This is a genomic window from Parabacteroides leei, assembly GCF_023369805.1.
Lineage (GTDB): Bacteria > Bacteroidota > Bacteroidia > Bacteroidales > Tannerellaceae > Parabacteroides > Parabacteroides leei.
This window is the reverse complement of the sequence record NZ_JAMBQG010000024.1, coordinates 15,238-30,646: the sequence shown is the minus strand read 5'-3', so window position 1 is coordinate 30,646 and position 15,409 is coordinate 15,238. Positions and strand designations below refer to the sequence as shown.

At 36.4% G+C, this 15,409-nt stretch carries 9 protein-coding genes; all 9 read left to right on the top strand.

What is annotated here, in order from left to right; all coding sequences use genetic code 11:
- The first annotated feature begins 16 nt into the window (after positions 1-16).
- Complete coding sequence (locus M1P97_RS23115) at positions 17-2,410, top strand: N-6 DNA methylase (protein ID WP_249390345.1); 2,394 nt, start codon at positions 17-19, stop codon at positions 2,408-2,410.
- The gene (locus M1P97_RS23110) at positions 2,391-3,404 is read left to right on the top strand and encodes a hypothetical protein (protein ID WP_249390344.1); all 1,014 of its coding nucleotides are present in this window, start codon (positions 2,391-2,393) and stop codon (positions 3,402-3,404) included. Before M1P97_RS23115 ends, M1P97_RS23110 begins: the two co-directional genes overlap by 20 nt.
- A 48-nt stretch (positions 3,405-3,452) precedes the next feature.
- A complete protein-coding gene (locus M1P97_RS23105) occupies positions 3,453-5,423 on the top strand; it encodes a hypothetical protein (RefSeq protein ID WP_249390343.1) in 1,971 nt (656 codons plus the stop codon).
- Entirely contained in the window at positions 5,410-6,252 is an 843-nt protein-coding gene (locus M1P97_RS23100) for a hypothetical protein (protein WP_249390342.1), read from the top strand. Before M1P97_RS23105 ends, M1P97_RS23100 begins: the two co-directional genes overlap by 14 nt.
- A 38-nt stretch (positions 6,253-6,290) precedes the next feature.
- Positions 6,291-7,031 carry a DUF6339 family protein gene (locus tag M1P97_RS23095; RefSeq protein ID WP_249390341.1) on the top strand — a complete coding sequence of 247 codons (741 nt, stop codon included), beginning with the start codon at positions 6,291-6,293 and terminating at the stop codon, positions 7,029-7,031.
- A gap of 170 nt (positions 7,032-7,201) precedes the next feature.
- Positions 7,202-9,238, top strand: a complete 2,037-nt coding sequence (locus tag M1P97_RS23090) for a type I restriction-modification system subunit M (RefSeq protein ID WP_249390340.1) — start codon at positions 7,202-7,204, stop codon at positions 9,236-9,238.
- A gap of 2 nt (positions 9,239-9,240) precedes the next feature.
- Positions 9,241-10,536 carry a restriction endonuclease subunit S gene (locus M1P97_RS23085; protein ID WP_249390339.1) on the top strand — a complete coding sequence of 432 codons (1,296 nt, stop codon included), beginning with the start codon at positions 9,241-9,243 and terminating at the stop codon, positions 10,534-10,536.
- Between the two features lie 12 nt (positions 10,537-10,548).
- Positions 10,549-14,109: a type I restriction endonuclease subunit R gene (locus M1P97_RS23080; protein ID WP_249390338.1), complete on the top strand. Its 3,561-nt coding sequence runs from the start codon at positions 10,549-10,551 to the stop codon at positions 14,107-14,109.
- 263 nt (positions 14,110-14,372) lie between these two features.
- Positions 14,373-15,404 (top strand): helix-turn-helix transcriptional regulator, encoded by a 1,032-nt coding sequence (locus M1P97_RS23075; RefSeq protein WP_249390337.1) that lies wholly within the window; start codon positions 14,373-14,375, stop codon positions 15,402-15,404.
- Positions 15,405-15,409: the final 5 nt, after the last annotated feature.

Here is a 15,409-nt window from a genome sequence, read left to right as displayed (position 1 = left end):
TTTAAAATCGAATAAGATGAAAAGAATCACAGAGAATATAAAAGATAGAACTCTTAACAACTTGGATGAATGCCTAAGAAAATTAGGTGTTTATGATAGTAATTGCATTATGCCTTTACTTTATGTTCTTGTTGCTCATCACGAGGGACATTTGGTTTCAATAACGTCATCAGATTCCAATAATATTTTTAGCAACCAAAGAAGACACATTCAGTCAATTATTTCAACAGATAACCACCAATCCGACTTGTTATCCCAAATTAAGAGTTCTGTTAACGAGGATTATTTTATAGGACAACCAGCTGAAATCGTTTTTGATTTCTATTCTAACAATAATGAGTATATCGGTGATTTATATTCTGAAATAATTGAATATATAATAGAGTTTTTGACAGTAAGACAAGGCCGTTTAACCTCCATGTATTCTACTCCAAAGGAAGTTTCAAATCTTATGGTAGAATTAGTATCAGATATGGATCCTAGAAAAATCTATGATCCCTGTGCTGGATTATGTTCTTTTTTCTTATCTCATAAACTTAACAACGTTTTGTTGTTTGGTCAAGAAATCAACCATGTCACCAAAATAATATCAGATGTTCGAGCTCAGGCTTTATTGGGCATTGATTCTTTGTGTGAAGGTGCTGATTGTATAGAACAGTGGAATCGCTCTAGCGATTGCGATACTCTTCTTTCCGACTTGCCAATGGGTATACGTCTTAGAAATGAAGTAAAGGATAAATATAAGGTAAACACCTTAGAGGATTTTGTCCTTTCTCAGTTTGAACGTTCAGAGAATCTTCAGAAGGCAGTATTGTTAGTATCAATGGGTACTTGCTTTAGAGGTGATAATAGAACCCTTCGCGAGTCGTTATGTAAACACAATTATGTTGATACTATTATTAGCTTACCAGTAGGTATTATACCTCAATCTGGTATTGCTACTGCCATAATTATTCTTAATAAGCAGAAAATAGACGAGCATGTAAAATTTGTTTGTGCCGACGACTGTTTACTAAATAATTCAAGTTTCAAAAAGATTTTGGATTATAAAAAAGTGCTATGCAGAATCCAACAAGGGGATAATACACTTTGCAAAGGTATACAAAGAATGGCATTAACAAGCTTTGAGGAAATTGCTTCCAATAATTACAAGCTAACGCCAACAAACTATATAACTGAAAACTTGGAAATTCTCCCAGGACAAGTTGTTGTTCCATTTACTGATTTAGCTGAAAGAATCAGAGGCGAACGAACATATTCAGATTTGTTCGGTAGAAAATTGATACCTCAAAACATGAGCACAAACATTGTGGATATCAATCAAGATTCAGTAGAAGAAAACGTTGATCTTAACAACGAGAGAACACATCTTGTGAAGATAACTGATAAATGCGTTATCTTTAATATGAGAGCTGACAAATTCTATATAAAGACTGACAACGAACCATTATTCGTTACACCAAATTTTTCCTGTTTTCTTGTTGATACCACAAAGTGTAAGCTTGAATATTTTGTATATGCAGTTACAAATGCTGTAAACTTTAGAGAAAGAGCATTAACAGGAGCCACAATTCAAAGAGTTGACTTTAATGAATTGTCCATTCCTATGTATAGCAACATTACTAGCCAGGAAAATATCATCAAACGTCTCTACAGAGAAGAACAAAATCGTTTGAGAGCAAAGCTAGATGAACTTGAAGTTCTAAGCGGAAAAGCATCAGACTTGGTTCATAATCTGGGTGTAACATTTACAAAAATTAGTGCAGGTATAGGAAGTTTGAGATCAGATGAAGAGAATGAAACAGTTGAATCCATCTATAACAATGTAAAATTTGCTTTGAGGCAAATCAATTCAACAGGAGCTGATTTCTCTATGGTTAAACCTTCATTGAAAATTGAACCTTTATTTGATTCTGTATATAACTATCTATATGAATGGGGAAATTTCGGGTTTAATACATTTGAGTTGTCTCCAATTAAAAGCTCTATACCTAGTGATACAAAGGTGAAGATTGATATGGATTTATTCTATACTATGTTGGATTGCATTTTCATCAATGCCCACCAACACGGTTTCAATAAACATTATACATCTGAAAATAAAGTGTTTGTTGAATTAAAAGGAGTCATCGTTAATGATGAAGAGTATGCATTGATAAGTATATCAAATAATGGTTCACCTCTCCCAGATGATTTTACTCTTAAAGATTTCTGCTCACGTGGTGTAGTAGGTATAAATTCTTTCCAAGATGGTTTAGGAGGCAATCATATATATGAGATTGCACACCATTTTAATGGAAAAATTTCTATTGACAATGACTCTGAATGGTTATCATTCAATATTCTATTGCCAATATATCTAACGTCAAATAATTCAAAATTTGAAGATTATGAGTGTGAATGTTTATAGTGTAATATGGGCTGACGATGAATGCATAACGCTTGAAAAAGACAAGAGCATTAGACAACTATTCGATGTAAAGCACATTGAGGTATTAGCCTATGTTCAAACATCCGAAGAGTTGAAAGATAAGATTGAGACATATAAGGATCGAGTTGATGCAATAATTGTTGATGGTAATTTTAGTAAATCACCAGTTGCTTATCTTGAACCCAAAGATATAAGCGGTTTAATCCATACGGTTTCTTTTATAGAACTTTTCAATAACAAGAGAGATATTCCTTTCTTTTTGTACACAGCTAGAAAGGTTATGCTTCAAGAGTTATGTAACAATGGAGAAATTGATTATTTTAAGGACAATAATAGACTTATTCAAAAAGGAGATATAGAAATACTTACCAATCAAATTGTATGTGATGTAGATCATATTCATTCGGTAGAATTTATGGTTAAAAAGAAATACAAAAGTCTTCTTGACATTGCAGGAAAGGTAAGTCCTCAATGTGAATCTGATTTACATCAGTTCCTTTTGGATGAAGAACGAGATAATAAATACGATAAAGCAGTAGACTTATTTGCATCATTAAGAAAGGTTATTGAGCAGATCTTTAAAAGCTGTCGAAATAACGATATTATCCCAGAGGAAGTTTCCACTCTGAATAATTTCAAGGATTATTGGTGTAATAATTATATACACAAGCTAAGGAATAAATATTGCGACTCCATAAATATATATCCCAAAAGCGAATTAATGCCGAAAACAATAACTTGTTTTTTAAGTGCATTAACTGACACTCTTCAAGATGGTTCTCATAATCTTGACAATCTTCATCTACATATATCTGAGTATGTTCAAGAAACTAAACGTCCATTCATATTTAGAGCATGTCTGTTTCAAGTAATGGATTTATTGAGATGGCATAATGAGATTATGACTAAATTGATTGATGGAAGATTAACTCCACCACTATATAATAGAAAAACTTGTAACAATGCAGAATAGCTGCATCATTAGAATGTAGATTTGCAAGAAAATAATTAAATCAATAATATGAGCAACTTGGAATTAAATTGTAAATGGCATTTTGCACCGCAAATGGGTGGTCGTGAGGATGGTCCTAACGATCCGATGCAAGATAACTTTAAGAAAACGCCATATGCGTCACTCATTCGTGAATCTATTCAGAATTCATTGGATGTTCCTCTTGACGAATCTCAACCTGTTAGAATGGAATTTACTATCAGTCGTATTCGTGCAAGAGAGTATGCCAATTTTTTCCAATTAAAGAAACATGCTCAGGGTTGTATTAAGCATTTCAATAACAACGATGATGCAAAAACAACTTATCAACCAATTATTGATTATTTTGATTCTCTAGGCGAATTTGATGATTTAAGCTATATAAAGGTAGCTGACTACAACACACGTGGTATGGACTACGAAAAGGGTGATACTTCTAAACCTTTCTATGCTTTTGTTAGAGCAGCAGGTGTTTCTTCAAAAAAAGATGCATCAGCTGGAGGTTCATTCGGGTTTGGTAAAGCTGCTTATTTTTATATATCGCCTTTGCGTACCATCTTAGTTTCCACACAAACAGAGGATGACAAACATTTTTTTGAAGGAGTTTCTTCTCTTTGTACTCATGAATTGGAAAATGAAGACGGAATGTTCGTCTCTGTAGGATATTATGATAACAATGACGGAGAACCTGTAACCGAAATAGATAATATTCCCAATAGATTTAGAAGAAATGAGCCAGGAACAAATATCTATATTTTAGGAATAGATGCCTCTTACAGAGATTCAATTAATACAGAGATGGTAGAAGCTGTATTACGTAACTTTTGGATGGCTATCTATGAAGGCAGATTAGAAGTTAATATCAATTCTATTGAAATTAACAAAGATAACCTTCATGAGATAATGACTCAGTATTTCACAGGGGAACATGATATAGTTCGCCGAGAAACCAATTACAATCCTATTCCTTATCTTGATGCAGTCATGAATGCTGGTAATGATAACCATCATATTATGTTTGAAGATACATTACCAGAAATTGGGCATGTGCGTTTTTATTCGGTAAAGGCCAAGAAAGCAACAGATAAAATTCTCTATATGCGCAAGCCACTCATGCTTGTAAAGGCACGAAGAACACAGAGTTCTAATGGCTTCTATGGAGTATTTATTTGTGATGACGAAATAGGAAATGAGTATTTACGCAAAACAGAAAACCCTGCACATAACGAATGGAAGTCTGCAAATTGGAGAGAAAATGGAAAAATCCAACCCAAAGGGCGAGCTGCTATAGATGATGTAGATAACTACATTATCAAAGTAATGGAACGAATGTTTTCAAGCCGTAAAGCAGAAATCCAAAACATTCAAGGTCTTGAAGAATTTCTATATATACCAACAGCTGTTGATGATGACGACGATTTTGAAAATGAATCGTTGCTTGGAGAAGTTATCGACCAAAAGGATGACGAAGGAAATTCTATTTCAACCGATTTATCAGACGTCACTCAATCTCCTACTAGAGAGAAGCCTTCAACTGGAAAAGTAATGATTGAGAATTCTCAAACTACACACGAGAAAGATGATAAAGGAAAAGAGTTGAGCGGACATGGAACTCGCAAGAAACAGACTCCGGGTGGAGGTGGCACTACTCCTGGAAAAATAGATTCTCGGTACACAGAAAAAGAAGACGGCGTTGAAGGTACTTTCCTTTCAGAAGTTCCTGTTAACTATCGTTCATTTGCTTTAATCGAAAATGGTAAAGTGGTCCATAACATTGTGATTCACTCTGATTATGATTTCGAAAATGGACGTATAGATTTGATTGTAGGTGGAGATCAATCTGATGATGTTGTAACAATTAAAAGTTGTTCGATGCCTGGAACTATACATGATAATACAATTTCAGGGCTTCACTTCATTAAGGGGAAAAATACATTAAAAATCCAGTTTGCTGATAACATGAAGCACGCTGTTAAACTTGACGCATATGAACTTAAATAATATATCATTACCATATCCAGTCCTTGGTATTAGTGATGACATCTCACCTCTATTGCCACAAGATTCAGTATCAGTAGAGTTATCAAATGATGCAAAGAGTTATTTATTCGTAATCGAACTAAAATTTGACAACTCTGATATCTACAACCTTATAAAGCAAGGGAAAGCAGAGTTCTCATGTGAGTATGAGTGTGCCAGAACCATGCTGCGCTGTTGTAAAAAAACGGATGAAAACAAATTTGAGATTCAAATTCCAAGACATAACATAAACGGTCGAATCAATTTCAACTGTTTTGTTTCCGTCAAAGAGCCTATCTCTAATTACACAAATAGTGGGTTCAATGATGACTATGAGGGGTTTTCTTTTAATATGGAACCAGGCGACATATTAGTAGCTTTTCCTCAGTTCCACTATGATGCGGACATTAAGTATGATAAACTACAGGCTGCAGGCTCATTCATGCAGATACGTGAAAGTTCTCTACATGAAGAGGTATTCTTCGATATAACAGGTAATAAGATAGAGATTCTCTTACCTACTTCATTATATCAGTTGTATTGTAATCCGCAGGTGAAAGGTTCTGCAGAAATAATACATTCTTCATTAGTATTGAACGCTCTAACCTATGCGCTTTTCAATATTGAGGCTCATGATCAAACTACATGGGCTAAGACCATTTATTATCGTCTAAATAATGAGGAAGGTTTATCTGTTGATGATTTAGCAGATGTGTCTAGCATACCAAGTTTAGCTCAACGTCTTCTTAAAGACCCTTATGCAAGGCTATTTAATAACATTATGTCTCACCAAATAACATCGGAGGAATAATTATGTTACAATTACAGAAAACATTCAAGGAAAGTTATATGAAGACTCTTCGTGATGCAGTTAAATCTGGTGAGTCACTACCATTATATAGCTGTGATAGTTTTGCTATTGATGAAACTCAAGTTAAGCGTTTAGCCAATGTTTATGCGCCAGAGGGTTTAGAAGACAAGCTTATTCCTACTTCTGATGGTGATTTCCAATCGGCCATTGCAATATATGAAGCTTATAAGGACATTTCACCTTTGTTAGCTTCAAATGAAACTTTTTGGGCATACATTACCCATACTACATTGTTCAACTATGCTCAGAAAAGATGGCCTAAAGTGTTAGATAAAACAGCATCAGTTGATTATGTATTAGACCACTGGTTTTTAGGAAGCAATGGACTTTTACGTAATGCGGCATCAGCATTGTGGTGGGGCGTTTATTCCACAGTAGATGATAGTAGAAACAACAAGTATGAACTTACTGAAATTCTTTTCAGAAACTATACACTTCGAGTCGTAACATTAGGATCATACACTCTTATCCGACACAGAGAAGCCATGTTGGGTATTTTGGAATTCTTAAAGGATAATCCTGATGTAATGGGAAAAGGATTCGAATATAAAGGTCAGTTTATTACAAAATATTTCAATAGACTTGGTTCATCTAAGCAGCTTGTTTACATGGAAAAAGATTTCTTTTACAACACGCTTGTGAAGATTAAGGATAGGATAATGAAAGTTACAACAAGAGAGGATATAAATAACGATTCTCTCTATAATGATAACGAATAAATAATATTTAGTATATAGCAGAGGGAGTAATAAATGATGCTAGCATGATGGATTTATGAAAAATTGAACAATGGAAGTATGAAACCTCCTCTATAATATATATAATAATTAACTGTGCAGAAAGACTACACAAGTTATAAGTAAATTTGCAATAATAAATTAATTAAGATATGAATCAGTCACAATATAGCCGCCTGTTCTCCTTCCTATTCAACATCGCAAATGATGTTTTGGTTCAGGCCTTCGAAAAAGGAGATTATAAGAAAGTAACACTACCATTCATAGTGTTGCGTCGTCTTGATTTGCTATTAGAGCCTACGAAAGAGGCTGTAATGCAATTCAGTCAAGCAGAAGAGTTCGCCATGATGCCCGAAGAAAGTCAAGACCAGCAATTGTGTCAAATTACAGGCTATCCTTTCTATAACACATCGGCTTTTACGATGAAAATTTTGCGTTCTGAAACAGACAATACTCGTTTGCGTCAAAACTTTGAAGCTTATCTTGATGGATTCAGCATTCATGTGCAAGATATAATTGGCAAATTCGACTTGCGTCACTATGTGGAGAAGTTGTCTTCTGTAGGTCGATTAGGGTTACTAATTGAAAAGATGACCGATGAAAACATAAACCTTGGAGCATCTCCTGTTATTGACCCCGAAACCAAAGAAGAAAAACTTCCAGGACTAGACAATCACACAATGGGTACACTCTTTGAAGACTTGCTTCGAAAATTCAATGAAGATTTCAGTGTCACTGAGGCTGGAGAGCACTATACACCTCGCGACTATGTAAGCCTGTTGGCTGACTTAGCTATTTTGCCAGTTGCAGGTACACTAAAAAATGGAAGTTACGACATCTACGACGGAGCATGTGGTACTGGTGGAATTCTTTCGCTCGTGCAAGACCGCGTGGCTCAACTTTCTACTGAACGCAACAAGCGTTGGAAAACATATCTTTACGGACAAGAACTTCAACCAGAAACTTTTGCTACTTGTAAAGCCGACTTGATGCTGTCTGGTCACAGCCGTAATTTTACTTACCGACAAGGTGGCATCAATCGCCTTTGCTTTGCCAATGGCAGTACAATTAGCGAAGATGGTCACCCAGGAAAGAAATTTGATTTCTGTATCTCTAATCCCCCTTTTGGTACTCCATGGAAAGCAGACTTGGAAAATTGGGGATATGGCTCCGACAAAAGCAAGATTGTAGATACTCGTTTCTATGGCACTATAGGAGGCAAAGTGCTTAGTTTTGTCCCTGGTATTGGTGACCCACAGATGCTGTTCCTGGCTAACAACGTAAGTCGCATGAAAGATGACGATGAACAAGGAACACGCATTGTAGAAATACACAATGGTTCATCTTTATTCACTGGTAATGCCGATGGTGGAGAAAGCAACTTGCGTCGTTATATCATAGAAAACGACTTGCTCGAGGCTATCATCGCAATGCCTGAAAATATGTTTTACAATACAGGTATTGGAACATTTGTTTGGATTGTAACTAACCGCAAGGAGCAACGTCGTCGTGGTAAGGTGCAATTAATTGATGCTATAAGCATCAAAACGCCATTACGTAAGAACTTGGGAAATAAGAACTGCGAAGCTTCGGACGCTGACCGAGCTGCCATTTTGAAACTATTGACAGACTTTGAAGAAAACGAACAAAGCAAGATATTCGACAACCGAGAGTTTGGATATTGGCAGATTACTGTTGACCGCCCCTTGCGTCTTCGTGTCAAAGAGAGTTACGACTTGACTGAGGGCAAATTAAAGGATGCCGAAATTGACCTATGCAGAGAAGCTTTAGCCAAAGTAGCAAGTGGAACTCCACTAAACGACTGGTCAGCATATGCTAAGGCACTGGGTTTAAAATCTACTTTGTTGAAAAAACTACGTCCACTTATTACAGAGATAGACCCTGATGCTATGATAGTTGAAGGAGAAGTAGATACAGCTCTTCGTGATACCGAGCAAGTGCCTTTGCTTTATCCCGGAGGAATTGATGCCTTCATGAAAAATGAAGTACTGCCTTATGCTCTAGATGCTAAGGTAGATGATAGCAAGACGTTGATAGGCTACGAACTGTCGTTCACAAAGTATTTCTACAAACCAGTAGAACTTCGTTCTCGTGATGCTATTGCCTCAGAGATTCGCGAACTTGAAGCAGAAACCGATGGTTTGCTTAATGAAATTTTGGAGGACTAAGCATGAAACAATATAGTGAATATAAAGATAGTGGGATTTCGTGGATTGGAGAGATTCCCAGTCATTGGAAAGCGATTAGAATTAAATTTATTGGTAGCACAATTGGTGGATTGACTTATTCTCCAATGGACACATGCTCAAAAGATGAAGGGGTTATTGTACTTCGATCCTCAAATATTCAAAACAATAGATTATGTTTTGATGATAATGTATATGTTAAAAAAGTATTGACAGAAAAAGATTATATCAAACAAGGAGACCTTCTGATTTGCTCTAGAAATGGTAGTGCAGATTTGATAGGAAAATGTGCTATTATTGATAGCCCTATAGAAGCTGCTTTTGGAGCATTTATGATGGTCTTAAGACCTATCATTACAAAGAATAGCAAATATGTATACTACATATCTCAGGTGTGTATTGAGAAATATAAATGTACATTCAAAACATCAACAATTAATCAGTTGACAAATTCTCTTCTAGGTAATATATATACTCCTTATGCCTACAAATTTGATGAGCAGCAAGCAATAGTGGCTTATCTTGATGGGAAAGTGGCGAAGATAGACAAGTATATAGCTACAGCCGAAAAGAAGATAGTGGCTCTTGATGAATTAAAGCAAGTCACTATTGCCGATGCAGTAACTCATGGTATCAACCCTAATGCACCTATGAAAAATTCAGGTATTCCTTGGATTGGTATGGTGCCAGAACATTGGGAAGTAAAAACGCTTCGTGCTTATATTCGACTTTATTCAGAAAAGAATCATGCAGATAAGCAGCTTCTTTCAATAACACGGGAACAAGGTGTAATCACAAGAGATATTGAGTCAAAAGAAGAGAATCATAACTACATACCCGATGATTTATCAGGCTATAAATTGGTAGAAAAAGGAGACTTTGCTATTAATAAAATGAAATCTTGGCAAGGTTCATATGGAGTATCAAACTACAAAGGGATAGTCAGTCCTGCATATTATGTATGCAAACTTGAATTCGAAAATAAAGACTTCTTTAGTAAATCCATCAGAAGTAAAGCTTATGTTCCTTTTTTTAATCAATATTCTAAAGGTATTCGAGTTGACCAATGGGATTTGTCTCCAATTGCATTAAAGAATATTCCTTATTTTGAACCACCAATCTCAGAGCAAAATGAAATAGTAGCGTATATTGACCGCAAGGTGGCACAGATAGCCAAGATGAAAGCGGCAGAATTATCGCAGATTGAGAAGCTCAAAGAGTACAAACAACGCTTGATAAGCGATGTAGTTACAGGTAAAGTTAAAGTAACAAACGATTAAAAATCAAGACTTATGGCAACAGATACATCAGAAAAAGGTTTGGAAACAATCATTGAAGCATGTCTAATTGACAGCAAAGGCGAAAAAGAAGAACAGCTTCGTTGGATAAAAAGAACGAGCAATGATTTCAATCGTGATTATTGTCTTGACGAAGATATGTTAAGAACATTCTTACAAAGCACACAGATGGACAAAGTGACTCGTACTCGTATCTATGATAATCCTGCTAACACTCGCAAGTTCTTGGAAAGAATACGCAATCAGATAACGCAACGTGGAGTTGTTGATGTGCTACGACATGGAGTAGAACATAATGCTACACCATTTGATTTGTATTATCCTACGCCAATGGCAGGTAACTTGCAGGCATCTATTGCATATAATCAAAATAGATGGGCAGTTACTCGCCAGCTTCATTTCTCAAACACAAGGCCCGCTGATTCAGTGGATATGGTATTGTCGTTAAATGGGCTACCTATAATAACAATGGAACTCAAGAACGAATTATCGTGCCAAGATGTGGAACATGCAGTAAGTCAATATAAGACCGACAGAGACTCCAAAGAATTACTATTCATGCCCAAGCGTTGCGCCGTACACTTTGCAGTAGATGACGCCAACGTGAAGATGTGCACAGCACTATGTGGTAAATCGTCGTGGTTCCTTCCTTTCAACAAGGGCGTTAATGATGGTGCAGGAAATCCTGTAAATCCAAATGGATTGAAAACAGCCTATTTATGGGAAAATATACTTCAGAAACCACGGTTAAGTGATATATTGGAAAACTATGCACAAGTTATTCGTGAGAAAGACCAAGAGACAGGCAAAACGAAAGAGAAGAACATCTGGCCTCGATATCACCAATTTGAGGCAGTGAGAGAATTATTAGCTGATACCCAAGCACAAGAAGGCGGTCAAAGATATTTAATTCAACACTCTGCTGGTTCTGGCAAGAGCAATTCTATAACATGGCTTGCGTTTCAATTGGTTAATCTAAAATTGGCAGATGGCGTAACACCACGATTTGAAAGTATCATCGTAGTGACCGACCGCGTGAACCTTGATAAACAGATTCGTGATAACATCAGAGCATTCTGTAACAACAAGAGTATTGTTGAATGGGCCGATGACAGTGATGCTTTAAAAACAGCATTAGGAGCAGGAAAGAAAATCATCGTCAGCACTATATGTAAATTCCCATTTGTACTACAAACATTAGGAAAAGAAATGGCAGATAAACGATTTGCAGTAATCATTGACGAAGCGCACTCAAGCCAAAGCGGAAGTATGCAGAGTGCTCTTAATAGAGTTCTATCTGGTTATGGTCATAAAGATGTGGAAATAGAAGACAATGAAGACGGTTTGAATGAATTGCTTGAATATGTGGTGGCTGGACGAATGATGGCAAAAAACACCAATTTCTATGCATTCACAGCAACTCCAAAAAACAAAACATTGGAGATGTTTGGCACACCTTATGAAGGCGAAGATGGAGAAACTGCTCACAAGCCGTTTCACCTCTACTCAATGCGTCAAGCAATTGAGGAAGGGTTCATAATGGATGTATTGGAAAATTATACGACCTATGATAGCTTCTACAAAATTCTAAAAACAACAGAAGCGAACCCTGTATTTGATAAAGACCAAGCGGCAAAGAAACTAAGAGTATGGGTCGAGAGTCGCCCCGAGACGGTAGAAAAGAAAGCCCGCATTATGGTGGAACATTTTCATGAGAACGTGGCTCACAAAATGAGAGGCGAAGCGCGAGCAATGATTATCTGCAACGGCATTTTGCGTGCTATCGACTATTACTATACGTTCAAAGATCTGCTTGCAAAACGTAACAGTCCTTACAAACCTATTATTGCTTTCAGCGGCACTAAGGAATATAAAGGGAAACAAGTTACTGAAGCAGACTTGAATGGATTTCCTTCATCGGCAATAGAAAAAACTTTCCGAAGCGGAAACTATCGTTTTCTTATTGTAGCTGACAAATTCCAAACAGGTTATGACGAGCCTTTGCTTCACACAATGTATGTGGACAAACCTTTGAAAGATGTGAAGACTGTACAGACGTTAAGCCGTCTTAATCGTTGCCACCCATTGAAAGAGGAAACTTATGTGCTTGATTTCGTAAATAAGGCTGAAGATATTCAAGCCGATTTCCAACGTTACTATAAGAAGACAATACTTAGTCATGAGACCGACGTAAACAAATTGAGCGACAAACTTGATGTGTGTGACCAATCGATGATTTACGAGGAAGAGGAGGTAAATCTGTTTAATCAGAAATATTGGGCCGGAGCTTCACGTGAAGAACTTGACCCTCTACTTGACTCTTGTGTAGAGCGCTTCAAACAGTTGCCAATAACAGAAGACAAGAATATGCAGATTGAAGTCAAGAGTGCAATGAAGCAGTTTGTCCGCCTTTATGAGTTTCTTACAGCCCTTATGGATATCGCTCGCATTGACTGGGAGAAAAAGAACACTTTCTTCCATTTCTTGTTGCGCAAACTCCCCAAAATAGAAAATGAGGATTGGACCGAAGGATTGCTAGACTTGGTTGACTTTGACAAATATCGAGTTAACCGAGCTGGTGATAACGAAATTAAACTAAAGAATGAAAATGCAATTATTGACCCCATTCCAATCGGGCAAGGGCATACAGGAACTGATGACCCCGATTTGCAGACATTGGATCAGATTATAGACGATTTCAACTTGGTGTTTGGAGACATAGAATGGGGAGATCCTGATACAGTAAGGCACCAAATACGTCAAGTTGTAACTCAACTTCAACAGAATGACGAAGTACGAGATTCGATGTTGAATAACGACGAAGATATGCAGATTCAAGTTATCCATGACAACATTTCTTCGGAATTGGGTATTGTTACTGCTAATAGCAGTGAAATGCAACGAAGATACTTATCTCAACCATCTATTCAGGCACAACTTGATAATCTTGTATTGATGCGTCTGCAAGAACAAATCAATCCTGCAATAAATGAACAATTGCTTTCAGAAAAATTGATAGAAGAATTTAATGCCGACTTTAAAGAAATATGTGGCGTAAGCTATCGTCCTTTGTCTGAGGTTGTAGAATGGTTCTTTAAAGTTTTGGACACACCAACCATTTCATCATTAGATGGTATCAAGAAACTTAAAAGAATTGTGAACTTGATCTATCGCACACAAGGTCGTGAGGAAGACAAGCAGGACTGGTTGCAACAATTGCTTAGTCGTTTCGAAGCCTACATGAAGAAGATGTATTACATGGCTAAAAGAGAAGAATTGGTTAAGCCGAATGGTAGTCATGTTCAATTCTTGGATGCAGCAAAGGCACTTGGCGTTAATAAGCTACATTTCACAGAAGACACGAAGCTTACCAATCTTAAATCATTCTATGAATTCGTTCATGCTCAGCGTAATGAAGAATCGCATAATGCACCAATTTCAACAGATGCTGAAATAGTTGCAGGCATTCACATGACCATGGCGATGTATATTTATGCTACAATGATAAATATTACAGATATGGAAATCGGAGAGAGTACAACGATTATGGTTTAGATGAAAACGAACTAACAATTTAATTGCAGTAAATTCTTAAAAATTTATTCATCTAACATGTTTTTTTGACTCATAAAACCTAAAAAAACATATTAAAGGAAAAGCATATAAATTTATTCGATAATTTTGAAAAACCAAAAAAGTGGGAGAAAACATCTTTCTTCCACTTTTTTTGTGCTTTTTAGATAAATATATTTATCTGTGCAGAATGACTGCATAGTTGCTATATACCTTTGCACTGTAACATTTAAACATCAAAGGATATGCCTACAAATAAAAATGCAGCAATTAGATACCAAGCACTAGATCGATGCTTGAGCAACTGGTCTAGAAGATCCTATATTGAAGATCTTGTTGACGCTTGTAATGAAGCATTATTCATGTATAATGGAGAAACGAAGGAAAATGGCGGAGTAAAGAAACGTCAGGTTCAACAAGATATGATGTTTCTCGAAAGTGAAGAAGGCTATAAAATGATGATTGATGGTATCAGAGATGGTCATCGTAAATATTATCGTTATCATCATCGTGGTGATTCCATAAAGAATCAGCCCATCAATCAAGAAGAACTAGACCTCATACATGATGCGCTCCTGCTTTTGAAGCGTTTCCAAGGTATTCCACACTTTGACTGGATGGATGATGTAGAAAGAAGACTCTATACAACTAGTCAATTAGGGGACAATACTAAGTCCGTTGTAACGTTTCAGTCCAACCCTTATTTAAAAGGAATGGAATCATATTTCCGACCTCTGTTTGATGCGATTGTTAATAAAAGAGTGCTGGAATTGGTTTACCAACCATTTGGAAAAGATGCACGCACTATTATAATCTCCCCATATCATCTGAAACAATACAACAATCGCTGGTTTCTAATCGGTAAACAAGCTGATTACGATAAACAGCTTGCCAACATAGCCATCGATAGAATTGAGGAATTAACGGAAACGTCTAAACCATTTGACCCTTTAGATGAAGGTATTGATTTTGAAGAATATTTTGCTGATGTTGTTGGCGTTTCAGTAAATGATTCTCCAGTAGAAGAAGTAATCCTTCATCTTAATAGTCGTGTTATGGGCTACATAGTTACGAAGCCATTACATGAATCTCAATGCACTATGCCCAAGAAACTAGAGACTGGAAACTGGGAGATAACTCTAAAAGTGAAAGATAATTACGAGCTTCGTTCATTACTACGCTCATTTGGTGAACAGATAGAGGTAATTAGTCCCAAAACATTGAGAGAGGAAATGAAAGGCACTGCTACTAAACTGAACGAGATGTATTCAAAATAAAAATT

What these genes read in the sequence shown, in the direction of transcription:
- M1P97_RS23110 (WP_249390344.1), top strand. Translation starts at nt 2,391, where the DNA reads ATGAGTGTGAATGTTTATAGTGTAATATGGGCTGACGATGAATGCATA.
- M1P97_RS23100 (WP_249390342.1), top strand. Translation starts at nt 5,410, where the DNA reads ATGAACTTAAATAATATATCATTACCATATCCAGTCCTTGGTATTAGT.
- M1P97_RS23080 (WP_249390338.1), top strand. Translation starts at nt 10,549, where the DNA reads ATGGCAACAGATACATCAGAAAAAGGTTTGGAAACAATCATTGAAGCA.
- M1P97_RS23095 (WP_249390341.1), top strand. Translation starts at nt 6,291, where the DNA reads ATGAAGACTCTTCGTGATGCAGTTAAATCTGGTGAGTCACTACCATTA.
- M1P97_RS23075 (WP_249390337.1), top strand. Translation starts at nt 14,373, where the DNA reads ATGCCTACAAATAAAAATGCAGCAATTAGATACCAAGCACTAGATCGA.
- M1P97_RS23090 (WP_249390340.1), top strand. Translation starts at nt 7,202, where the DNA reads ATGAATCAGTCACAATATAGCCGCCTGTTCTCCTTCCTATTCAACATC.
- M1P97_RS23105 (WP_249390343.1), top strand. Translation starts at nt 3,453, where the DNA reads ATGAGCAACTTGGAATTAAATTGTAAATGGCATTTTGCACCGCAAATG.
- M1P97_RS23115 (WP_249390345.1), top strand. Translation starts at nt 17, where the DNA reads ATGAAAAGAATCACAGAGAATATAAAAGATAGAACTCTTAACAACTTG.
- M1P97_RS23085 (WP_249390339.1), top strand. Translation starts at nt 9,241, where the DNA reads ATGAAACAATATAGTGAATATAAAGATAGTGGGATTTCGTGGATTGGA.